The following is a 23,079-nucleotide window of genomic DNA, read 5'->3' as shown; positions in this document are numbered from 1 at the left end:
ATTTTGTAGGCCGAATAAGGCGTTCGCGCCGCATCCGGCATGAACAACGTGCACTTTGCCACCAATCTGAGCGCCCCTTAAGGCGCTGATGTTTCTTATCCTTCTCGTGCAAATTGTGCCGCTTCAGTAATTAGCCGCGCATCAGGTCGCACACCGGTATACATCGCGAACTGCTCGACGGCCTGTAAAGCAATCACCTCTGCGCCGCTGATTGTCTGCTTATCTAGCCGTTGCGCCAGGCAAATGAGCGGCGTTTCCGGCGGTAATGCCACGACGTCAAAAACGACGCTTGCCGTAGAGATCATCGCTTCGCTGAAGGCCAGCTCATGGCTCTCTTTACCACCGCTCATGCCGACAGGGGTAACGTTAACCAGAATGTCGCAGTCGATTCCTTCTGGCTGCGGTTGCCACTGGAAGCCATACTGCTTCGCCAGAGCCGGGCCGCTCTCGTGGTTGCGGGCGGCGATGATGACATCGGTAAACCCCGCGTCGCGAAAGGCGGCAATGACCGCTTTGCCCATGCCGCCACTGCCGCGAATCATCACGCGTGCGGCGCTATTGAGCTGGTGGTGAATAATCAGGTTTTTCACCGCGATGTAGTCGGTGTTAAACCCGGTCAGCCTGCCGTCGTCATTCACGATGGTATTCACTGAATCAATGACTTTCGCTGACGGATCGATCGCATCGAGAAAGGGCATACAGCTTTCTTTAAACGGCATCGACACGGCACAGCCGCGAATACCTAATGCGCGAACACCTTTCACCGCCGCCTCAATATCCTGGGTGGTGAACGCTTTGTAGATGAAATTCAGCCCCAGCTTTTCATACAGATAATTGTGAAAACGCGTGCCGAAGTTGCCGGGGCGACCGGCCAGCGACATGCACAGTTGAGTATCGCGATTAATCATGGCTAATTGCCTCTGCATGAGTGAGCAGATATTGCTCCGCCTCACCGGACCAGATCCCCTGATGACGCGCCAGAATCGCCGCCAGTGCTTGATCCTGAATCTGCGTGAGTGACGTCAGCGGCAGGTCTTTCCCGGTATACACCAGTTTTTTGCCGCCGCCGACGGCAGGTAATTCAAGCGTGGTTTCGCCCGCAGCATTCAGCCCAAGAATATGTGTTACCACTTTTGCGGCCTGCACTTTTTTCTCTTCGATCAGTTTGACCGCCGCACGCATGTCATCGGTATTGCCGCCCGACGTGCCAACGTAATGAGTAAAGGCATAATGCACATCGTAGAAATTAATTGGCGCGCTGAAGTGCTTATCCTGCGGTCCGGCGAAGAAATTCAGACAACCATCTGTCGCCAGCAAGGAAGAGGCGAGAGTCACCAGTCCTTCATTAGGCACAAAGACGAAAATATCATCGAAGCCGTGACCGCCACTCAGTGCCATTAACGTATCAAATGCTGCATCGGCGGCATTGAGATAATGAATCAGTGTTTGCGGTTCTGATGGATAGTGCTTGCGCGCATAACTCAATTTGTCGTTGTCGGTATCGGTAATAACGAGCAGCGACGGGTTAACTGGCCCATGCAGCGCATAATCAATCGCTAACAGTCCCATTGGTCCGGTGCCGCCGAGGATCAGCGTGCGTCCTTGCGGGCGAATCCCCATCGTGTGGTTATAACTACCTTCCTGAAGATGATAGTTGGCGTTGAACGCGCCAATCACGCAGGAAAGCGGTTCAACCAGCGAACCTTCAAAGTAGGTTTCGCCGTCGTATGCCAGCAGGCAATCCTGTTCCATAACCTCATTTGGGATAACCACATGTGTGGCTTCACCGCCCACCCACGGGAAAGAGTAACCGGGGCAGTCCGGGCGATCCGGCAATTGCAGGTTGGCCTGAATCACATAGCGCTGGCCCGGCTGAAATTTGTGCTGCCACTTTTTACCCACGGCCAGAATATCGCCGCAAAATTCATGGCCGATGATGATGGGATTGGTCGCCACATCGTCGGGTACTTTTTTATGGTTTTCACCCAGATTGGCCTCTTTCCAGGAAGAGAGGCACAGGCTGTCGGTGACCACCGTCGCGAGGATTTCATCCTCCTGCATTTCAGGAAGATCAAAGGTTTCCAGGCGTAAATCACGTTTACCATAAAGACGCAGAGCTGTTGTTTTCATAAACCACCTCGTGTTGAACGATGGCCCCGACGGTTGCGCCGGGGCGAAGAATCAGGACAGGAAGCCCAGCGCATTGCCGATAATCCCTAAACCAAACAGGGCGAAAATCAGCCATACCGGGTTAATTTTTTTGTTGAGCAGACGCACCATCAGCAGCGTCAGACCGAGCGCCAGCAAACCAGGACAAAGTTGGTCGAGAATGTTCTGCACGGTCATGGTGACGGTGGAGCCATCGGCGGCAGGCGTTTGTGAAACCACCAACGGCACGTTGATCGACGTCCATTTGGTGACCAGCACGCCCATCACAAACAGTCCGAGAATCGACGCGCCTTCGGTGAGTTTTTGCAGCACATTCCCGCCCATATCGCTGACGATATTCACCCCTTTGCGAAAGCCGAGTTGTAGGCCATACCACTTCATCGCCAGACGCACCGCGTTGAAAATAAAGAAGAACAGCAGCGGGCCGAGAATGTTGCCCGAAAGTGCCAGAGATGCGCCGAGCGCGGCGGTAATCGGGCGCAGCGTTCCCCAGACCAGTGGATCGCCAACCCCTGCCAATGGTCCCATCAGGCCAACTTTGATGCCGTTAATGGTGCCGTCATCAATTTCTGCACCGTTGGCCCGCGCTTCTTCCATGGCGGCGGTCACGCCGATGACCGGACCACATACGGCTGGCGTGGTATTGAAAAACACCAGGTGTCGCCTGAGCGCCGCAACCTGATCCTCTTTTAATGGGTAGAGTCGCTTGATGGCGGGGATCATGTCGTAACAAAAGCCCAGCCCATGAATGCGTTCAAAGTTGAAGGACGCCTGTTGCAGGTTGGAGCGCAGAAACATGCTCACCAGATCGCTGCGTGTAATTTTTCTCTGTTCCATGATGGCTCCGTTAATCATCAAGTTGGTCAAGGGCGGTGATAGTGGTGGTCTGGGGATGTGGTTCAGCTTTACGCCACTGTGGATTTAACTGGATGTAGAGCAGGGCCATGATTACGCCGACGCCACCGAAAGCCAGCAGACTGAGATCGAGGTAGCCACCTGCGAGGAAACCGAGGAAAAAGAAAGGCATCAAATATTTCACGCCCATCATGCGAAGCACCATGGCGTAACCGACCACCACGATAAAACCGCCAGCAATCTGCAGTCCACGGGTCACAAATTCGGGAATGGCGCTCAGCATATTGCTCACCATATCGGCGCTGACGAACAGCGAGACAATCAGTGCCGGAATCGCAACGCGCAGTGCCTGCACGCCAAGCGCGGAGACATGCAGAATATCGAGAGTGCGAAACCGCGCCTCTTCCGCTGCTTTATCCGCCGCGTGCTGGAACACAACGGTGATGGTGCGGGCAAACACCGTCAGCACCTGGCCTGCCGCAGCCACAGGCAACGCGATGGCGATACCGGTGGCGATGCTTTGCTGACCAACGATAACCAGAATGGCGGAGATTATGCTGGCGAGTGCAGAATCCGGAGATTGCGCCGCGCCGACGTTCATCCAGCCGAGAGCTATCAATTCCAGCGTACCACCGAGCATAATTCCGGTTTTTAAATCACCGAGAATTAAACCAATCACCGTACAGGCAATTAACGGGCGATGAGTCTGAAATTCATCCAGCACGCTGCCCATTCCGGCAATACAGGAAAAAAGAAATATGGCAATGATTTGTAGGGTACTTATTTCCATGATTTGTCACCTTTTAAGTGTCGTCATCCCTGCCTGTTAAAGCATATGTACACAGGCGCTATTATTTAATTTGCGACTAACTGTTCTTTTATTTTGTCGATAATATTGATTGAAGGATCTGACGCTACGACGCGTAAATCCAGCGTGACGCCAAGATTATTTAACTCATGAAATGCGTTAATATCATCGTCATCTAATGAAACTGCTTTGGTTAACTGTTTTTTACCGGGTCGCCAGGCCATGCCGCCAATATTCAGGGTACCTATTTTTACCCCCTGGCGAACCATCGCTAAGGCATCCTGTGGGCGAGTGAAAAGATAAAAAACGGTTTCGTCCTGATATTGCGGGTTGTGATACACCGCGACGGCTTTTTCAATATTGACCACGTTAACTTTCATTCCCGGCGGGGCGGCCTGACGCAATAATGTCCGGCGAACTTCATCGTTATACACCTCGTCATTGCAGATAATAATGCGCTGGGCGTTAGCCACTTTCGACCAGACGGTAGTGACCTGGCCGTGGATCAGGCGGTCATCAATGCGGGCGAGCGTAATGTTCATCAGAAATCCTCCTCTGCCGTTGCCAGTTGTTTCCAGACAATGCAGGTTTGCTTTGCGATTTGCGTCAGGTGTTCACACAGTTCATCAACGTTCATGCTGTCCTGGTTATCGACCAGTTCGAGCGCCAGTGGCAGGGAAAGGCCGCTTATCACCCGCAGGTGCGGATTGCGCATCGCAAGCGTCGCTGCTGCATTCCACGGGCTACCGCACTGTAAGTCCACGGCGATTAGCCACTCGTCATGATTGTGAATGCTCACTAACTTTTCCAGCTTTGCCACAATGTCTCCGGCGTTCTCGCCGGGCACAAATTCAACTGCCTCGACCCTGGCATCGCCGTACACCATCTGAACCGATTCCAGCATGGCGCAGGCTAATTTGCCGTGGGCGCAAAAAATGGCATTGACCATAAAGCCTCCTTAGCCGCGCGTTTTTCCGCCCGCAATGTTAGTGGTTACTCCGGTGATGTAGCTGGCGCGTTCAGACAGCAGATAACAAACAAAATCAGCAACTTCTGCTAATCTTCCGGCGCGCCCAATAGGAATGGCGTTTTTGGTATAGCCTTCACGCAGCTGTTCGACGGTTATATTGCGCGTCCACGCCAGCGCCTCTTCATATTCCGGCGTGCGCAGTCCTGTTTTTTCCAGAATCCCCGGCGCGATACCGACCACACGGATACCGTGTTTACCCAACTCTTTCGACCAGGAGCGCGTGAAGCTATTGAGCGCGGCTTTGGTGGCGGCGTAACAGCTTTGGCCTTCTGAGCCTTCCAGACCGCTTTCCGAGGAAACATTCACAATCACGCCATCGTGTTGTTTTACCATCTGCCGCGCCACCGCCTGCGACATCAGAAAAACGCCTTTCTGGTTGATATTGACCATTTTTTCGAATGCAGCTTCGTTGAGTTCATACTGCCCGGCAGGCGCTTTCTCATCGACCAGCAGACGCGGGAAATTGACCCCGGCGTTATTGACCAGACCGTCGATGCGACCAAAACGCTGAATAATTTCCGCTACCGTATGATTTACCTCTTTGGCGCTGGAAATATCGGTCGGCCAGAACTGATAACCTTCATGACTTTCATATTGACCATCGCCACCGTGAATATCGACCATCTGAACATTCGCGCCTTGTGCTAATAATTCATCCACAATCGCCAGACCAATACCGGATGCGCCACCGGTGACAATAATGATTTTATCCTGCAAATTTAACCAATTTGGCATAACAGACTCCTGGTTTTAGGTAATAGAGGCCCGCCGTAATTTTTCATTACGGTAAAAGTCGGGCAGATTTTTATTTCAGTAATAGTTCAGCTGTATTGCTATTCGTTACCAGACAATTAATATATTTCCCACGCAGTGCGCCAATAATTCCGCTATATTTCTCTTCACCTATAGCAATACCAATGGAATAACGTGCCTGCTTTAGTTTATTCATTTCGATAGAGAGTGTTTTCTCGCTCATATTCGTTTCGACCATTGCGCCGTGAATATCAAAAAAGCGTGAGCAAATATCACCGGCAACCTGACGGGCATTCAGGTCGTCACTCTCTTCGCCGCCATAAAATGCATGCCAGTTGGCGCCATCGCGAATAGCCGGTGAGCCAATCCCCACCAGGGCGACATCCAGATTATCCCAGTAGGCTGAGATGGTTTTAAAGTGTTGAGATTGCATGATCCCATTACGAATTAAGGGGTTATCCAGCAGAGCTGGAAAATCCGCGAGCTGCGATTCCCCTTTCAGCTTTGCCGCCGCGCTGTAGGTTAATGTGTTTACGTGATAGCGGCTTTCGAGTTTACCGGACGGGCCGCCAATAATCGGCACGCAAATTAACTGCCGCGATTGCCCCGCCTGCGGCAAGTTTTCAACCAGTGCGCTCACCGCGCGGCCCCAGGAAAAACCAACAATATCACCAGGTTCCAGCAAACGATCTAACAATTGCGCGTCGTGTAACCCCATTACCGCCAACTGAGCGTCTTCCTCTTCATCGCGCCCTGATACCACCACAGCTTCTTTCAGACCAAACTTTTGCTTCAGTTGCTGCTCCAGCCAGAGGTTTTCGTTGTAGTCATAGTTGATGGCGATGGTGACAATTCCCTGTTCGCGGCCCCGTTTAAGTAAGCGGCTGATGGTGGTCCGATAAATACCCAGTTCGCGGGCGATTTGCGCCTGCGTCATGTCCTGTTCGTAATAGAGTTGGGCAATCTTCACAATCAAACGGATATCGTCACTGTTTTCCATCGCCGCCTCCTTATTTTGCACATTTGTGCAAATATGCTTTTTAACCGCGTGATCTGATATAACTCCATCATGGTGACCTTTAAAAGCGATTTTTCACTCTTTGTTTGGGCTGAAATGGCGCTTTATCTTGCACATTTGTTTCTCTGCGTAGCAGTCATCAGCACAGGTGTGCAGAGATTCGTAATAGGTTGATTATCCTGGTTTTCGCCAGGCAAATTTGCATCAGGCATCTGGTGACACTTTTGTGATAAAAGGCGCGGCAGATCACATTTAATTTCGACGTTGCCGCATAACCCTGTTTTTCCACGCTAAGAGGTACGGTATATTCCGCGTTTTACAGGAGAATTTATGCTGCCCGACTCATCAGTCCGTTTAAATAAATACATCAGCGAAAGCGGAATTTGCTCACGCCGCGAAGCGGATCGCTATATCGAGCAAGGCAATGTGTTCCTTAATGGCAAGCGAGCCACCATTGGCGATCAGGTGAAACCCGGCGACGTTGTGAAAGTAAACGGTCAGTTGATTGAGCCTCGGGAAGCCGAAGATTTGGTACTTATCGCCCTGAACAAGCCCGTAGGCATTGTCAGCACCACCGAAGATGGCGAGCGCGATAACATTGTCGATTTCGTTAACCACAGCAAACGCGTGTTCCCGATTGGTCGCCTGGATAAAGATTCTCAGGGGCTGATTTTCCTCACCAACCACGGCGATCTGGTGAATAAGATCCTGCGTGCTGGCAATGATCATGAAAAAGAGTATTTGGTAACGGTCGATAAACCGATTACCGAGGAGTTTATTCGCGGCATGAGTGCGGGGGTGCCAATCCTCGGGACAGTGACCAAAAAGTGCAAAGTTAAAAAAGAAGCGCCGTTTGTCTTTCGCATTACGCTGGTGCAGGGGCTGAACCGTCAGATCCGTCGCATGTGCGAGCACTTTGGCTACGAAGTGAAAAAGCTGGAACGTACGCGCATTATGAACGTCAGCTTAAGCGGCATTCCACTGGGAGAATGGCGCGATTTAACCGACGACGAGCTTATCGATCTCTTTAAGCTCATTGAAAATTCCTCTTCCGAGGCGAAGCCCAAAGCGAAGGCCAAACCGAAAACGGCAGGCATCAAACGCCCGGTGGTGAAGGTAGAAAAAACGGCGGAGAAAGGTGGCCGCCCGGCATCAAACGGCAAGCGTTTCGCCTCGCCGGGGCGGAAGAAAAAAGGTCGTTAATCAGCGTTTGCCGCGCGTCGACGTATTTGCCGACCAACTGAATGACGCTTCAGGATCCGGTTTATAAGCCTGCTTTTTCTTCAACTGGCGGGCTTTTTTCGCTTCAGCCTCACGCTCAACCATTAATTTATCGATGTACTCTTTCTTAATGCTGTTGGTTTCGGCGTTGGTCAGCACGCGACCATGTGCAATACGCGCGCGATCCAGCAGCGTCTTCAGTTCGCGCTGTTCACGCTCAGTCATCTCTTTTTGAGTAATACGGGGGAGTGCCATGATGGTGCCCTCTGTTAATCGGATAGTTCAGTGTACGGGAATTTATTTGCAAGCAGAACTGATAATATTCCTTTGTTCTCTTCTTAAATATTTATCTTTCTTGATAATTGACGATAAATACAGATACAAATTTAGCGAAAAAATCTCCCCCTACAAACAACAATGATTTATTAAATCTTTATTTTTCATGTAATTAAAATTTTTTATCACTTCTGGCACGCTTCTCGCAATAACACTTTTGCGTTGATACTGAATTACAAAGGGGGTTAAACCCCGTCGGCACACCAGGAACGGCCAGGCTGTTTTCCGGGCGTGTTCCGTCAGCCTTTGACGCCAATTACGGGTTCGATTCCCACATTCATTCCTGAAATGAATACTGGTTGTAACTTATTAAATAAAAAATGAGGGATTGCGCAGTCTGCGGTCCCCGATAACGTCGCCGATAAAGATGCCGGGTAACAGGCAAAAGGGAATTCCCCTGTCGCTTCGTGTCTGCTTCCGCGACGGCTATTAAGCAAGGAATAGATAATGATTAAAAAAATAAGCGTAAGAAAAGATCAGCTGGCATTACTCTCCAGAAATGGCGATTACTACAAAGTGCTGCATGCAGGCGAGCATATTTTACCCTGGTTAAATACCCCGGAAGTGTTGCTGATTACGCTGGATGGTAGCGAAGTTCCCGACGTGCTGGCGGATTATTTGCGCCGCTTTCAGCCTGATTGGGTGGAAAGATATTGCGTGGTGGCAGATTTGTCGGAGACTGAAGCCGGGGCGTTGTATATGGACGGTATTTTGCTGGAAATTCTGCCGCCATCAACGCGCCGTTTGTACTGGCGCGTTGAGGATGATTTGACGCTGGTACGGATGAATACGCAGCAAGTCCAGGTACAAACGGACGTGATGAATGCGGTATTGCAGCCACGGCGTAAAGGGGCTGTTAAAGGGCGCGATGCGATACTGACGGTGCAGGTTCCGGCCTGGCACGTAGGCGTGCTGAAAATCGATGGTGAAACGCAGGCGCTGTTACCGCCGGGGCTGACTGCGTACTGGAAAATAAATCATCTGGTTGAAGCTGAAGTTGTCGACACCCGCTTGCAGGTACTGGAAGTCAGCGGGCAAGAAATCTTAACGAAAGATAAGGTCAATCTGCGGATTAATCTCGCCGCTAACTGGCGCTATAGCGATGTGTTGCTGGCATTTAGTCAGTTAACGAAGCCGATTGATCATTTGTATCGGGAATTACAATTTGCCCTGCGTGAAGCGGTAGGTACGCGCACACTGGATGAATTGCTGGAAGATAAACAGGTCATTGATGACGTTGTTAGCGAGCAGGTGAAACTACGCATGAAGCCGTTCGGTATGGAGATCGCTTCGTTAGGAGTAAAAGATATCGTCCTGCCTGGCGATATGAAAAATATTCTTGCGCAACTGGTCGAGGCGGAGAAATCCGCGCAGGCCAATGTGATTCGTCGGCGTGAAGAAACCGCCGCCACGCGTTCCTTGCTGAATACCGCCAAAGTCATGGAAAACAACCCGGTGGCGTTGCGTTTAAAAGAGCTGGAAACACTGGAGAGAGTGGCTGAACGGATCGATAACATCTCTGTATTTGGCGGTCTGGACCAGGTGCTGCACGGGTTAGTTAATATCAAAGGATGAGTCAAATGCCATTAAATGGAGTCTGTGCTGCGATGCGCGAACGGGTATTGCAGCAGTTAAAGGAAATTGAACGTCGCTATGGCGTGAAAGTGCTGTACGCCTGCGAATCGGGGAGTCGCGGCTGGGGATTTGCTTCGCCCGACAGCGATTACGATGTGCGGTTTTTGTATGTCCATCCGCTGGAATGGTATCTGCGGGTAGAGTCACCACGCGATGTTATCGAACTGCCCATCGACGACGAGTTAGATGTTTCCGGTTGGGAATGGCGCAAAGCGCTGGGATTGCTGAAAGGTGCGAATCCCACGCTAATTGAATGGCTGGATTCACCGGTGGTCTATCAGCAAGATGAAGAGACGATAACGGCGCTTAAGGCAATGGTCCCAACGTGGTTTTCTCCGTTGCGTGCGCGCTGGCATTACTATTCGATGGCGCAGAAAAACTTCCGCGGCTATTTGCAGGGCGATGAAGTTCGACTGAAAAAATACTTTTACGTGCTGCGTCCGTTGCTGGCCGTGCGTTGGGTTGAAGCGGGAAAAGGCGTACCGCCAATGCGTTTTTCCGAATTGCTGGCGGGAAGTGAGTTGGATGCGGCCTTACGCGCAGAAATAGATGAATTGCTGGAGCGTAAACAGCGTGCGGGTGAAGCGGAATATGGACCGCGCCGTCCATTGCTACATGCGTTTATCCATGCGGAGCTGGCGCGTGGGGAAATTCCGCCTGTGTTACCGGATAGCAGAGAAGGGGACGTTAAGAAACTGGATAGCTTACTGTACCAGACGGTAATGCGCCGGGCGTGATGCCCGGCGTTTTTTCAGGTCATCAGCTTTTATTATTCTTGTGCACTTCCGCTGATTTCATTTTGTATAAGCGTTGCAATATCGCAATTGGTTGCCGCTTGTGAACTAAATATCATCTTCTCACGCGAATACACCGCAAACTTATCTGCCAGGTTTGAAGCAAACACTTTGCTGGCATTTTCTGCCAGCAAATCGGTGACGATATCATGGTGATTTTTATCCACTTTGCGGGCGATATTTCCCGCCTCTTTGTCCTTATTATACCGTTCGTTGGTGCTTTCCCAGCTTAATGCCGCTGAGGTGGTTTTTATCATGACTTCTGTTCGGTAGCCTGCATCTTTGAGTTTTTTTAATGTTTGTAGCGGCGTAGCGGCATTACGAAATGTTCCTTCGACAACAATATTGAGTTTATTGGCTATGGCCCTCTCTATTGCACGTTCGACCGTTTCGCCGGAAAATTTTGCCGTATGGGTAACAAAATCGTCGCCATAAGTTTGATATATATAATTAAAATTAGGGTGTAGAAATCTGAAATCATCACCATTAATAATCATTATATTATTCTTTGTTTCCCTTTTTGCTAATTCGATTAGGGCGGATTTTCCGGCTCCTGGTTGTCCACCTAAAACAAAACCAATGGGACTCTGCTGGGATGTGACGTCATGGTTTGTCAGACGCTGCCAAATAGAATCAAAAGACACTTTATTTTCTGAATGCGCAGTATTATTAAATTCACGCTGATACTTTTTTCTGACCTGCTGGAGGCGTAACTTTCCCTGTGTAAAATCAACAAGTTCTGCTGGAGTAGAATAAAGATTGTCGCGATAACTGACTAATTGTGATAGCTCATCGTCTGAGTCCTGAACTTGCGAGGAAAAACAACTGTCGACGATATTTGATAAAAACGCGATGCACTGACTGGCGCCGTTTAAAAGTGCATCCTTTTCCATTAAAGTAGCCATTAACACTCCTGTTAAATGATATTTTTGGTGATTATAATACTGTTCAACAGGCGTGATTTTGCTTTTCAGATATTATTTAGTATATGTATACAGCGAGGATGGCGTATAACAATTAGTGAGTGCTATACGCCAGTAGGTAAGTATTACTCAAACAAATTACTATGCAGTTTCTGCACCACCTGTTCCGCATCTTCGCCTGGCACCAGGAAGCACAGGTTATGACTGGAAGCGCCGTAGCAAATCATGCGAATGTTGAACGGTTCAAGTACGCCAAACACCTCTTTGCCAACACCACAGGCTTTTGACAGATCGTTACCAATCAGAGCCACCAGCGCCAGGCCTTCTTCCACTTCTACCCGGCAAAGGGCTGAAAGCTCCATCAGCAGCGATTGTGTCAGCAATGTATCGCCAGTTGACGTTGAACCGGTAGTGTCGAGGGTTAACGCCACGCTCACTTCTGACGTAGTAATTAAATCCACTGAAATATTATGCCGTGCGAGAATGCCGAAAACCTCCGCGAGGAAGCCGCGAGAATGCAGCATATTCAGGCTATGCAGGGTTAATAGCGTTTGTTTGCGCCGCAGAGCCAGCGCGCGAAACAACGGCGGATTCTCGGTTTTATTACACACCAAAGTACCACCAGCACGCGGATCTTTGCTTGAACCGACAAACACCGGGATATCGCTGCGAACTGCAGGCAGTAAGGTTGCCGGATGAAGTACTTTGGCACCAAAGGTTGCCATTTCAGCGGCTTCTTCAAAGGCGATTTCATCAATTCGTTTGGCATCAGGCACGACGCGCGGGTCGGTAGTATAAATCCCCGGCACATCTGTCCAGATATCGACGCGAGCAGCGTTTAACGCTTCTGCCAATAGTGCCGCCGTGTAGTCACTACCGCCGCGACCAAGCGTTGTGGTTCGCCCTTTACTTTCACTGCCAATAAAGCCCTGGGTGATGACTAAACCTTCGCTGAGACGTGGGGTTAGTTGCAGCGCAGACAGTTCCGCCAGCGCAGCAATATCTGGCTCCGCGCGGCCAAAGCGATCGTTTGTGCGCATCACTTTACGCACATCAAACCACTGGGCCTGAACATTGCGCTCACGCAGAATCTCCACAAACAGTAGGGTAGACATCAGTTCGCCATGGCTGACCAGTTCATCAGTTAGCGCTGGAGAGGTTGCCAGTGCAGCAGCTTCGGCCAGAACGGTAATGTTCTCCAGCAAACGTTCAATCTCTTCACGGATGACGTTCGGGTAACGCAGGCGCTCCAGAATGGCGAACTGAATATTGCGAATGGCATCGAGTTTTTCGAAACGCTCAACCGGTTCCAGACCTTCAGCCAGTGCAACCAACAGATTGGTAATGCCCGCAGAAGCAGAAAGCACGACTAAACGCACATTCACATCAGAAAGCACAATGTCGGCGCTGCGGTTCATGGCGTCGAAATCAGCCACGCTAGTACCACCAAATTTGGAGACAACAATATCGGGCATAACAACCTCGTGTCAGGGAATGAAAGAAGCGACCTTGGCACAAAGGCAAAACAGAAACCGGTGCAGGCGCAGACCGTATTTATAAATAAAAGGTGTAGGGGAGTGTGTCAACGCCGGGATTATGCGGATTATTCATGCAGCGGGCGTGGTCAGAAATTGTGCTTATAACGTCTATACTTTTTATCCTCTTCAGTGGTTAGCTGAGCTAACGGCACTAAAACCATCACATTTTTCTGTGACTGGCGCTACAATCTTCCACAGTCACAATTCTCAATATCAGAAGAGTATTGCTAATGAAAAACATCAATCCAACGCAGACCGCGGCCTGGCAGGCACTACAGAAACACTTCGATGAAATGAAAGACGTTACGATCGCCGATCTTTTTGCTAAAGACGGCGATCGTTTTTCTAAGTTCTCCGCAACCTTCGACGATCAGATGCTGGTGGATTACTCCAAAAACCGCATCACCGAAGAAACGCTGGCGAAATTACAAGATCTGGCGAAAGAGTGCGATCTGGCGGGCGCGATTAAGTCGATGTTCTCTGGCGAGAAGATCAACCGCACCGAAAACCGCGCCGTGCTGCACGTAGCGCTGCGTAACCGTAGCAATACGCCGATTCTGGTTGATGGCAAAGATGTTATGCCGGAAGTCAACGCGGTGCTGGAGAAGATGAAAACCTTCTCGGAAGCGATTATTTCTGGTGAGTGGAAAGGCTATACCGGCAAAGCCATCACCGACGTGGTGAACATTGGGATCGGCGGTTCTGACCTTGGTCCGTACATGGTGACTGAAGCGCTGCGCCCTTACAAAAACCACCTGAACATGCACTTTGTTTCTAACGTTGATGGGACTCACATCGCGGAAGTGCTGAAAAAAGTAAACCCGGAAACCACGCTGTTCCTGGTAGCATCTAAAACCTTCACTACTCAGGAAACCATGACCAACGCCCATAGCGCGCGTGACTGGTTCCTGAAAGCGGCAGGTGATGAAAAACACGTTGCGAAACACTTTGCGGCGCTCTCCACCAATGCCAAAGGCGTTGGCGAGTTTGGTATTGATACCACCAACATGTTCGAGTTCTGGGACTGGGTTGGCGGCCGTTACTCTTTGTGGTCAGCGATTGGCCTGTCGATTGTTCTCTCCATCGGCTTTGATAACTTCGTTGAACTGCTTTCCGGCGCACACGCGATGGACAAGCATTTCTCCACCACGTCTGCAGAGAAAAACCTGCCTGTACTGCTGGCGCTGATTGGCATCTGGTACAACAATTTCTTTGGCGCGGAAACTGAAGCGATTCTGCCGTACGACCAGTATATGCACCGTTTTGCGGCGTACTTCCAGCAGGGCAATATGGAGTCCAACGGTAAGTATGTTGACCGTAACGGTAACGTGGTGGATTACCAGACTGGCCCGATTATCTGGGGTGAACCTGGCACGAACGGTCAGCACGCGTTCTACCAGCTGATCCACCAGGGAACCAAAATGGTGCCGTGCGATTTCATCGCTCCGGCTATCACCCATAACCCGCTCTCTGATCATCACCAGAAACTGCTGTCTAACTTCTTCGCTCAGACCGAAGCGCTGGCGTTTGGTAAATCCCGCGAAGTGGTTGAGCAGGAATATCGCGATCAGGGTAAAGATCCGGCAACGCTTGACTACGTGGTGCCGTTCAAAGTGTTCGAAGGTAACCGCCCGACCAACTCCATCCTGCTGCGCGAAATCACTCCGTTCAGCCTGGGTGCGTTGATTGCGCTGTATGAGCACAAAATCTTTACTCAGGGCGTGATCCTGAACATCTTCACCTTCGACCAGTGGGGCGTTGAGCTGGGTAAACAGCTGGCGAACCGTATTCTGCCAGAGTTGAAAGATGATAAAGAAATCAGCAGCCACGATAGCTCAACCAATGGTCTGATTAACCGCTATAAAGCGTGGCGCGGTTAATCATCGTGCCGGATAAGGCGTTCACGCCGCATCCGGCAACCAGTGCCTGATGCGACGCGGTCGCGTCTTATCAGGCCTACAGGTCGATGCCGATATGTACATCGTATTCGGCAATTAATACATACCACGATTGATTACATAACCTTAAAAACAATGCCGACTATAAGTCGGCATTGTTTTATCAGATAAATCCCCTTGTCTGCGATTTAACGAAAATCATACCGTGAGGTTAATCCTAAAATAGATTTTTAGCCTGCAATAATTTCGGAAAATACGCAGATTAATTACTTTTTGTTGTATTTTAACTTCATGATTTTTAATCTTATTTATATATAAGTTAAAGCTTATATTTGATATTCATTCCAATTATCCTAAAACTCCTTCACTAATTCCCCGCGCCGTAATTCGCATGCTTTAGTTGTGTATACTCGATCCCGCCCGAAATGTTTTTGGGTAAATCTCCATTCATTCAATGAAGGGAAATTGTTATGAAAAAAGTTCTGTATGGCATTTTTGCCATATCTGCGCTTGCGGCGACTTCTGCGTGGGCTGCACCTGTACAGGTGGGCGAAGCGGCAGGGTCGGCAGCAACGTCGGTTTCGGCGGGGAGTTCCTCCGCGACCAGCGTCAGCACCGTAAGCTCGGCGGTGGGTGTCGCACTCGCGGCAACCGGTGGCGGTGATGGTTCTAATACCGGGACCACAACAACCACAACCACCAGTACCCAGTAATAAAGTATGTATCCCCAAAATAATTCGAGTCATTGCATCTGTGGCTTGAAGTATGAAGGGATTTACCATAACCACACTCCGGTGTGGTTATTCTGCCCCTCTGGAGAAGAGTCGTGAAGCGACCTGCATTCATTCTTATCTGCCTGCTATTACAGGCCTGTTCAGCCACGACTAAAGAGCTGGGCAATTCACTGTGGGACAGTCTGTTCGGTACGCCAGGCGTACAGCTGACGGATGATGATATTCAAAATATGCCCTACGCCAGCCAGTACATGCAGCTTAATGGCGGGCCACAGTTATTTGTGGTGCTGGCCTTCGCTGAAGACGGACAACAAAAATGGGTCACTCAGGATCAGGCCACTCTCGTCACACAGCATGGTCGTCTGGTGAAGACTTTGCTTGGCGGCGACAACCTGATTGAAGTGAATAACCTTGCCGCCGACCCGCTGATTAAACCCGCACAAATTGTTGATGGCGCAACATGGACGCGCACGATGGGCTGGACCGAGTACCAGCAGGTACGCTACACCACCGCACGCTCAGTCTTCAAATGGGATGGCACCGATACCGTCAAGGTCGGCAGCGATGAAACCCCGGTTCGCGTGCTGGACGAAGAAGTCTCCACCGACCAGGCGCGCTGGCATAACCGCTATTGGATCGACAGCGAAGGGCAAATTCGCCAGTCAGAACAGTATCTCGGCGCGGATTATTTCCCGGTGAAAACCACGCTCATCAAGGCGGCAAAACAATGATTAAACAAACTATTGTCGCGTTGCTTTTGAGTGTGGGGGCGTCATCGGTCTTTGCGGCAGGAACCGTCAAGGTGTTCAGCAATGGTAGTAGTGAGGCCAAAACGCTGACGGGTGCGGAGCATTTAATCGATCTGGTAGGCCAATCTCGACTGGCAAACAGCTGGTGGCCCGGTGCGGTGATTAGCGAAGAGCTGGCAACGGCGGCAGCATTGCGTCAGCAGCAGGCGTTGCTGACACGGCTGGCTGAACAGGCCGCAGATTCCAGCGCCGACGATGCCGCCGCCATTAACGCCTTACGCCAGCAAATTCAGGCGTTGAAGGTGACGGGCAGACAAAAAATCAATCTTGATCCTGATATCGTGCGCGTTGCCGAACGCGGTAACCCGCCGTTGCAGGGCAACTACACGCTGTGGGTCGGACCACCGCCGTCAACGGTCACGTTGTTCGGGCTTATCAGCCGTCCTGGCAAGCAGCCATTCACTCCCGGTCGCGACGTGGCGAGCTATCTCTCCGGGCAAAGTCTGCTTAGCGGTGCGGATCGCAGCTACGCGTGGGTCGTTTACCCAGACGGACGCACGCAAAAAGCGCCGGTGGCTTACTGGAACAAGCGTCACGTAGAGCCGATGCCCGGCAGCATTATTTATGTTGGCCTCGCAGACTCCGTCTGGAGTGAGACACCTGATGCTCTTAACGCCGACATTCTTCAGACTCTGACGCAGCGGATACCCCAATAATGAAAAAAAGACATCTGCTTAGCTTACTGGCGCTGGGTATTAGCACGGCTTGCTACGGCGAAACATATCCTGCGCCCATTGGTCCGTCGCAATCGGATTTCGGTGGCGTAGGATTATTACAAACGCCCACCGCGCGTATGGCACGGGAAGGGGAGTTGAGTTTGAACTATCGCGATAACGATCAGTACCGTTATTACTCAGCTTCAGTGCAACTTTTCCCCTGGCTGGAAACAACGCTGCGCTATACCGATGTGCGCACCCGGCAGTACAGCAGCGTCGAAGCGTTCTCTGGCGATCAAACGTATAAAGATAAAGCCTTCGATCTCAAACTGCGTTTGTGGGAAGAGAGTTACTGGCTGCCGCAAGTGGCGGTTGGTGCGCGGGATATCGGCGGTACGGGGCTGTTTGATGCGGAATATCTTGTTGCCAGTAAAGCCTGGGGGCCGTTCGATTTTACGCTCGGCCTGGGCTGGGGATATCTGGGCACCAGCGGTAATGTGAAAAATCCGCTCTGTTCAGCCAGTGATAAATATTGCTATCGCGATAACAGCTACAAACAGGCGGGATCTATCGACGGTAGCCAGATGTTCCACGGTCCTGCCTCACTGTTTGGCGGCGTGGAATACCAGACGCCCTGGCAACCGCTGCGCCTGAAACTGGAGTATGAAGGCAATAATTATCAGCAGGATTTTGCCGGGAAGCTGGAGCAAAAAAGTAAGTTTAACGTCGGTGCGATTTATCGCGTTACCGATTGGGCCGACGTTAACCTTAGCTATGAACGTGGCAACACCTTTATGTTTGGCGTTACGTTGCGCACCAACTTTAACGATCTACGTCCTTCGTACAACGATAACGCCCGCCCGCAATATCAACCGCAGCCGCAGGATGCCATTTTGCAGCATTCGGTGGTGGCGAATCAGTTAACGCTGTTGAAATACAATGCCGGACTTGCCGATCCACAGATCCAGGCGAAAGGCGATACGCTGTATGTTACCGGCGAGCAGGTGAAATATCGTGATTCGCGCGAAGGGATCATCCGTGCTAATCGGATCGTGATGAACGATCTGCCGGATGGGATCAAAACGATCCGCATTACGGAAAATCGCCTTAACATGCCGCAGGTGACGACGGAAACCGATGTCGCCAGCTTGAAAAATCATCTCGCCGGGGAGCCGCTGGGCCATGAAACGAAGCTGGCGCAAAAACGCGTCGAGCCAGTGGTTCCGAAGTCCACCGAGCAGGGATGGTATATCGACAAATCGCGTTTTGATTTCCATATCGATCCGGTGCTGAACCAGTCGGTCGGTGGCCCGGAAAACTTTTACATGTATCAGCTGGGCGTGATGGGAACGGCAGATTTGTGGCTGACGGACCATTTGCTCACCACCGGCAGCCTGTTTGCTAACCTGGCCAACAATTACGATAAGTTTAACTACACCAATCCACCGCAGGACTCACACTTACCGCGCGTTCGTACCCATGTGCGCGAGTATGTGCAGAACGATGTCTATGTGAATAACCTGCAAGCCAACTACTTCCAGCATCTGGGCAACGGCTTCTACGGTCAGGTCTACGGAGGTTATCTCGAAACCATGTTTGGCGGTGCGGGAGCAGAAGTGTTGTATCGCCCGCTGGACAGCAACTGGGCGTTTGGTCTGGATGCCAACTACGTTAAACAGCGCGACTGGCGTAGCGCAAAAGATATGATGAAATTCACCGACTACAGCGTGAAAACCGGACATCTGACCGCATACTGGACGCCATCTTTTGCTCAGGATGTGTTAGTGAAAGCGAGCGTCGGGCAGTATCTGGCAGGGGATAAAGGCGGCACGCTGGAAATAGCTAAACGCTTTGACAGCGGCGTGGTGGTTGGCGGCTATGCCACGATCACCAACGTTTCGAAAGAGGAGTACGGCGAAGGGGACTTCACCAAAGGCGTGTATGTCTCTGTACCGCTGGATCTCTTCTCGTCTGGCCCGACACGCAGCCGTGCGGCGATTGGCTGGACGCCGCTGACGCGTGACGGGGGTCAGCAACTTGGGCGTAAGTTCCAGTTGTATGATATGACCAGCGACCGTAGCGTAAATTTCCGCTAAGTCATGGGAAAGGTGCCAGTTTTCGCAATCACTGGCACCCTCATTCTTAATGGCCTGTTGAGCCATCAGGAACGCAGTTCACCCCCGGTTTGCGATCTGGTGTGTAAAGGCGAAAACATTCTGTCTTCCTGTCCGTCGATATCGGTTGCAGGTCTGGTTGCCTGAGCGACTGGGCCATCATTGGGCTGGAGACATTGCTTTGCGGTAGGTCGGCTTTATCAGCAGTACCGAGCGGACCAGCATAAGCAGGAAGAACAGAGACTGATAACATCAAAGCAGCAAAATAAGGCTTCATTTTTACCACCTTTATCAGGTTACGTTTCATTTGTTCCAGAGGAACATTGTCGATTTTTCGCGCATTGCTGGTGGCTGGGAATCACCTGAATGGGTGATTTTTTTGGGCTGTGTGTTTTGTCAGATGCGACGTTGATGGGAGATGCCCACTTAATTGAGCTGAACAAAACATACACAAAAAATATAGATCTCTGTCACATTTTTACGTTATACAGGAAGCTCGCCACTGTGAAGGAGGTACTGCTATGACGTCACTCTCTCGTCCGCGCGTGGAGTTTATCTCCACCATTTTGCAGACCGTTCTCAATCTTGGCCTGCTGTGTCTCGGCTTGATTTTGGTTGTCTTCCTCGGCAAAGAAACGGTGCATCTGGCTGATGTGCTGTTCGCGCCAGAACAAACCAGCAAATATGAGCTGGTAGAAGGGCTGGTGGTTTATTTTCTCTATTTCGAATTTATCGCGCTGATTGTGAAGTACTTTCAGTCCGGTTTTCACTTCCCGCTACGTTACTTTGTCTATATTGGGATCACCGCCATTGTGCGCTTGATCATCGTCGATCATAAATCGCCACTGGATGTGTTGATCTACTCGGCAGCGATCCTGTTACTGGTGATCACCCTGTGGCTGTGTAATTCGAAACGGCTGAAGCGGGAGTAAAAAAGAGGCGCTCCGAAGAGCGCCGAATAACAGTCACAAGTTAGGATAACGTAAGTTGAGGGTCTAGCGGCATAACATTGGCAGAACAACATCTTTAACCTTTCACACCACCTGCCGTCAGGCCGTTAACCAGCCAGCGTTGAGCCAGCAAGAAGACGATGGTGATTGGTAATGCAGACATCACGGCAGCGGCAGCAAAGTCGCCCCACAGGTAGTTTTGCGGGTTGAGGTATTGCTGCATCCCCACGGCCAGGGTGTAACTGTTCACGTCACGCAGTAACAACGACGCGACCGGAACTTCGGTAATGGCAGCGATAAACGACAGGATGAACACCACCGCCAGAATCGGTACAGATAATGGCAACAGGACGAGGCGGAAGGCCTGCCACGGCGTCGCACCATCCAGCGCCGCTGCTTCTTCCAGCGAGCTGTCGATGGTTTCGAAATAACCTTTGATGGTCCATACGTGCAGCGCAATCCCCCCCAGGTATGCGAAAATCACACCACCGTGAGTATTCAGGCCGATGAACGGAATGTATTCACCCAGACGATCAAACAACGCATACAACGCCACCAGTGAGAGTACTGCCGGGAACATCTGGAAAATCAGCATCCCTTTCAGCAGCGTCGCTTTGCCAGGGAAGCGCATACGGGCGAAGGCATAAGCGCAGGTGGTGGAGAGCGCCACAATACCAATCGCGGAAATCCCGGCGACCTTTACCGAGTTCCACAGCCACAGCAGTACCGGGAATGGCGGTGGCGTAATGCGGCCATCCGCCTGTTCAACGCTAAAACCTAACGCCAGTTTCCAGTGATCCCACGAGATTTGCTCCGGGATCAGGCTACCGGTCGCGAAGTTCCCCTGGCGCAGCGAGATGGCGACGACCATCAGCAGCGGGAACATAATCGCCGCGATAAAAAGTAGTAGTAGCAGGTGAGTAATAAACAAACGTGCTTTTTGCGATTTCGGTTGGACCATTGCCATTTTTGTTATCTCCCTTAATCAAACTTCATTCGCGTGGCTTTCAGGTTCACTATTGCCAGCGCACCCACCAGCAGGAAGATCAGCGTGGCAATCGCCGCCGCCAGACCGAAGTCCTGACCCCCGCCGCCTTCAAAAGCGATACGGTAGGTGTAGTTAACGAGTAGGTCGGTATAACCGGCTGGCGTGGTCGTACCAAGACGATCCGGGCCGCCGTTGGTTAACAGTTGAATCAGCACGAAGTTGTTAAAGTTAAAGGCAAAGCTGGCGATCATTAGCGGCGTCAGCGGCTTAATCAGCAGCGGTAGCGTAATCTTGAAGAAGTTCTGGAATGGACCTGCGCCATCCATCGCTGAGGCTTCATACAGATCGTCCGGAATCGCTTTCAGCAAGCCCATGCAGAGGATCATCATGTATGGATAACCCAGCCAGGTGTTGACGATAATCAGCATCGTTCTGGCGGTGGTTGGATCGCTGAACCAGGCGGGCTTCACACCAAACAGCGCGCTCAACATCATGTTGATTTCACCAAAGCTCTGGTTGAACAACCCTTTGAAAATCAAAATTGAAATAAATGATGGCACCGCGTAGGGCAGAATCAGCAGGACACGATAGACAGCTTTGCCGCGCAATGCTTCCCACTGCACCAGACACGCCAGCACCATGCCGACCGCCACCGTTAAAAAGACAGTGATCAGCGAGAACACTACGGTCCAGACGAAAATGGCGAGGAACGGTTTCTGAATACCTTCGTCGGTGAAGACGCGGGTAAAGTTTTTCCAGCCAGTAGTCACGGTATAGCCCGGACTGAGTTTATCGTCACCCCAGTTGCCGTCAGCAGTGATGGACTGGTAAAAACCAATCTGGTCGTTTGGACGATATTTTACGCCACTCTGGTTATTGGTCAGCGTACCGTCATCGCCTAATGTGTACAGCGGCTGAGTGCCGGAGAACTGGCGCAGGGAGCTCATCATCACTTTGTTGCCATCCGGCAAAATGGCGGTAATGTTGCTCAGGGCTTGACGATTCTGGGTAATCACGCGCAGATTCGCGCGCTCGCCTTCAGGCTGCGTGGCCGTTTCTTTCAGTTGCAGTTTTTGCTCGCCGCCAAATTTGAAAGCGTCTGAGAGATAATTTTTGCCGGTTTCGCCGTCGGTGAGCGCCAGTTGCCACTCATCACCCGCGGGATAAAGACCAAAGTTATAGGTTTTCCCTGCCTGCCAGGCGCGGTCCAACAGAACTTCCTGAGCGCGTTCAAAGGTAAGCTGGTTGGTGCTGCTGTAGTTGGTGAAGGCGATGGCGATGGTGCAGACCAGAGGGAAGAGGACGAATAGCCCCATCCCGGCCATTCCCGGGTAGACATAGCGCCAGGCGTAGGCTTTACGATTGGCGAAAATATAGAGCCCCGCTGAGCTCAAAATCAGCGTGGTAATGGCGAACAGGTATTCCCCTTGTGCGTACATTAAAACAACAAGGTAACCCACCAGCAGGCCGAGCAGACCTAACACTGACCATTTCAGCGCGTCGCTTTGCCACCAATGTTTCTTTTTAATGACATCCATGGGGTTCTTCCTCATTCCAGGACAGATAAGGCGTTCACGCCGCATCCGGCAACAACTGCCGGATGCGACGCTGGCGCGTCTTATCAGGCCTACATACGTTTCGGTTTCGTAGGTCGGATAAGGCGTTCACGCTGCATCCGACAACAACTGCCTGATGCGACGCAGGTGCGTCTTATCAGGCCTACATACGTTTCGGTTTCGTAGGCCGGATAAGGCGTTTACGCCGCATCCGGCAACAACTGCCTGATGCGACGCAGATGCGTCTTATCAGGCCTACATACGTTTCGGCTTCGTAGATACTGTTATGGCCTG

At 51.1% G+C, this 23,079-nt stretch carries 23 protein-coding genes; 9 read left to right on the top strand and 14 right to left on the bottom strand.

From position 1 onward, the window contains the following. Positions 1 to 95: 95 nt before the first annotated feature. From FEK47_RS20550 to FEK47_RS20515, 8 genes are all read right to left on the bottom strand, one after another. On the bottom strand, positions 96 to 908 hold the full coding sequence (locus FEK47_RS20550) for a shikimate 5-dehydrogenase (protein WP_130218614.1): 813 nt from the start codon (positions 906 to 908) through the stop codon (positions 96 to 98). Continuing rightward, entirely contained in the window at positions 901 to 2,130 is a 1,230-nt protein-coding gene (sorE, locus tag FEK47_RS20545) for an L-sorbose 1-phosphate reductase (RefSeq protein WP_130258444.1), read from the bottom strand. The genes FEK47_RS20550 and sorE overlap by 8 nt, the downstream gene beginning before the upstream one ends. 51 nt (positions 2,131 to 2,181) lie before the next feature. Further along, on the bottom strand, positions 2,182 to 3,006 hold the full coding sequence (locus FEK47_RS20540; protein ID WP_135405629.1) for a PTS system mannose/fructose/sorbose family transporter subunit IID: 825 nt from the start codon (positions 3,004 to 3,006) through the stop codon (positions 2,182 to 2,184). A gap of 10 nt (positions 3,007 to 3,016) precedes the next feature. Beyond that, positions 3,017 to 3,814 (bottom strand): PTS mannose/fructose/sorbose transporter subunit IIC, encoded by a 798-nt coding sequence (locus FEK47_RS20535; protein WP_000406332.1) that lies wholly within the window; start codon positions 3,812 to 3,814, stop codon positions 3,017 to 3,019. A gap of 65 nt (positions 3,815 to 3,879) precedes the next feature. After that, positions 3,880 to 4,374 carry a PTS system mannose/fructose/N-acetylgalactosamine-transporter subunit IIB gene (locus FEK47_RS20530; RefSeq protein WP_130205757.1) on the bottom strand — a complete coding sequence of 165 codons (495 nt, stop codon included), beginning with the start codon at positions 4,372 to 4,374 and terminating at the stop codon, positions 3,880 to 3,882. Beyond that, a complete protein-coding gene (locus tag FEK47_RS20525; RefSeq protein WP_135486816.1) occupies positions 4,374 to 4,781 on the bottom strand; it encodes a mannose/fructose/sorbose PTS transporter subunit IIA in 408 nt (135 codons plus the stop codon). Before FEK47_RS20525 ends, FEK47_RS20530 begins: the two co-directional genes overlap by 1 nt. A 9-nt stretch (positions 4,782 to 4,790) precedes the next feature. Continuing rightward, positions 4,791 to 5,597 (bottom strand): SDR family oxidoreductase, encoded by an 807-nt coding sequence (locus FEK47_RS20520; RefSeq protein WP_135486815.1) that lies wholly within the window; start codon positions 5,595 to 5,597, stop codon positions 4,791 to 4,793. A 70-nt stretch (positions 5,598 to 5,667) separates the two neighbouring features. Continuing rightward, positions 5,668 to 6,615: a sugar-binding transcriptional regulator gene (locus tag FEK47_RS20515; protein WP_135486814.1), complete on the bottom strand. Its 948-nt coding sequence runs from the start codon at positions 6,613 to 6,615 to the stop codon at positions 5,668 to 5,670. Positions 6,616 to 6,963: 348 nt separating this feature from the next. Between FEK47_RS20515 and rluF the strand changes: the two genes are divergently transcribed. Continuing rightward, the gene (gene rluF / locus FEK47_RS20510) at positions 6,964 to 7,836 is read left to right on the top strand and encodes a 23S rRNA pseudouridine(2604) synthase RluF (RefSeq protein ID WP_130218604.1); all 873 of its coding nucleotides are present in this window, start codon (positions 6,964 to 6,966) and stop codon (positions 7,834 to 7,836) included. Here the strand turns inward: rluF and FEK47_RS20505 are convergent, their stop codons facing one another. Continuing rightward, the gene (locus tag FEK47_RS20505) at positions 7,837 to 8,109 is read right to left on the bottom strand and encodes a DUF3811 domain-containing protein (protein ID WP_001207629.1); all 273 of its coding nucleotides are present in this window, start codon (positions 8,107 to 8,109) and stop codon (positions 7,837 to 7,839) included. A 528-nt stretch (positions 8,110 to 8,637) separates the two neighbouring features. Here FEK47_RS20505 and FEK47_RS20500 point away from each other — a divergent pair. Both FEK47_RS20500 and FEK47_RS20495 read left to right on the top strand, forming a co-directional pair. Next, the gene (locus FEK47_RS20500; RefSeq protein WP_135486813.1) at positions 8,638 to 9,765 is read left to right on the top strand and encodes a slipin family protein; all 1,128 of its coding nucleotides are present in this window, start codon (positions 8,638 to 8,640) and stop codon (positions 9,763 to 9,765) included. 5 nt (positions 9,766 to 9,770) lie between these two features. Continuing rightward, positions 9,771 to 10,562 (top strand): nucleotidyltransferase domain-containing protein, encoded by a 792-nt coding sequence (locus tag FEK47_RS20495; RefSeq protein WP_135486812.1) that lies wholly within the window; start codon positions 9,771 to 9,773, stop codon positions 10,560 to 10,562. A gap of 32 nt (positions 10,563 to 10,594) precedes the next feature. On the opposite strand, the gene FEK47_RS20490 is transcribed toward FEK47_RS20495, so the two are convergent. Together FEK47_RS20490 and lysC are read right to left on the bottom strand one after the other, a co-directional pair. Continuing rightward, positions 10,595 to 11,524 (bottom strand): zeta toxin family protein, encoded by a 930-nt coding sequence (locus tag FEK47_RS20490; RefSeq protein WP_135486811.1) that lies wholly within the window; start codon positions 11,522 to 11,524, stop codon positions 10,595 to 10,597. Positions 11,525 to 11,667: 143 nt separating this feature from the next. Beyond that, on the bottom strand, positions 11,668 to 13,017 hold the full coding sequence (gene lysC, locus FEK47_RS20485; RefSeq protein WP_130224367.1) for a lysine-sensitive aspartokinase 3: 1,350 nt from the start codon (positions 13,015 to 13,017) through the stop codon (positions 11,668 to 11,670). A gap of 293 nt (positions 13,018 to 13,310) precedes the next feature. Here lysC and pgi point away from each other — a divergent pair, with 293 nt between their 5' ends. The 5 genes from pgi to FEK47_RS20460 all read left to right on the top strand — a co-directional run bounded on the left by pgi (position 13,311) and on the right by FEK47_RS20460 (position 19,273). Beyond that, the gene (pgi, locus tag FEK47_RS20480) at positions 13,311 to 14,960 is read left to right on the top strand and encodes a glucose-6-phosphate isomerase (protein WP_135486810.1); all 1,650 of its coding nucleotides are present in this window, start codon (positions 13,311 to 13,313) and stop codon (positions 14,958 to 14,960) included. Between the two features lie 488 nt (positions 14,961 to 15,448). After that, positions 15,449 to 15,691 carry an exopolysaccharide production protein YjbE gene (gene yjbE, locus FEK47_RS20475; protein ID WP_000757333.1) on the top strand — a complete coding sequence of 81 codons (243 nt, stop codon included), beginning with the start codon at positions 15,449 to 15,451 and terminating at the stop codon, positions 15,689 to 15,691. A gap of 113 nt (positions 15,692 to 15,804) precedes the next feature. After that, positions 15,805 to 16,443 carry a YjbF family lipoprotein gene (locus FEK47_RS20470; RefSeq protein WP_135486809.1) on the top strand — a complete coding sequence of 213 codons (639 nt, stop codon included), beginning with the start codon at positions 15,805 to 15,807 and terminating at the stop codon, positions 16,441 to 16,443. Continuing rightward, complete coding sequence (locus FEK47_RS20465; protein ID WP_135486808.1) at positions 16,440 to 17,177, top strand: capsule biosynthesis GfcC family protein; 738 nt, start codon at positions 16,440 to 16,442, stop codon at positions 17,175 to 17,177. Before FEK47_RS20470 ends, FEK47_RS20465 begins: the two co-directional genes overlap by 4 nt. Beyond that, entirely contained in the window at positions 17,177 to 19,273 is a 2,097-nt protein-coding gene (locus tag FEK47_RS20460; RefSeq protein ID WP_000745767.1) for a YjbH domain-containing protein, read from the top strand. Before FEK47_RS20465 ends, FEK47_RS20460 begins: the two co-directional genes overlap by 1 nt. A gap of 46 nt (positions 19,274 to 19,319) precedes the next feature. On the opposite strand, the gene FEK47_RS20455 is transcribed toward FEK47_RS20460, so the two are convergent. Continuing rightward, positions 19,320 to 19,598, bottom strand: coding sequence for a periplasmic protein (locus FEK47_RS20455; RefSeq protein WP_001295279.1), 279 nt, complete (start codon positions 19,596 to 19,598; stop codon positions 19,320 to 19,322). Positions 19,599 to 19,812: 214 nt separating this feature from the next. Here FEK47_RS20455 and psiE point away from each other — a divergent pair, with 214 nt between their 5' ends. Further along, complete coding sequence (gene psiE / locus FEK47_RS20450; protein ID WP_000202902.1) at positions 19,813 to 20,223, top strand: phosphate-starvation-inducible protein PsiE; 411 nt, start codon at positions 19,813 to 19,815, stop codon at positions 20,221 to 20,223. Positions 20,224 to 20,317: 94 nt separating this feature from the next. On the opposite strand, the gene malG is transcribed toward psiE, so the two are convergent. Continuing rightward, on the bottom strand, positions 20,318 to 21,208 hold the full coding sequence (gene malG, locus FEK47_RS20445; protein ID WP_001252058.1) for a maltose ABC transporter permease MalG: 891 nt from the start codon (positions 21,206 to 21,208) through the stop codon (positions 20,318 to 20,320). A gap of 14 nt (positions 21,209 to 21,222) precedes the next feature. After that, positions 21,223 to 22,767 (bottom strand): maltose ABC transporter permease MalF, encoded by a 1,545-nt coding sequence (gene malF, locus FEK47_RS20440; protein WP_135486807.1) that lies wholly within the window; start codon positions 22,765 to 22,767, stop codon positions 21,223 to 21,225. Positions 22,768 to 23,079 lie beyond the last annotated feature (312 nt).

The organism is Escherichia sp. E3659, from assembly GCF_005781135.1.
Classification (GTDB): Bacteria; Pseudomonadota; Gammaproteobacteria; order Enterobacterales; family Enterobacteriaceae; genus Escherichia.
The sequence above is the reverse complement of the archived record's forward strand: the minus strand, read 5'-3'. Positions and strand labels throughout refer to the sequence as shown.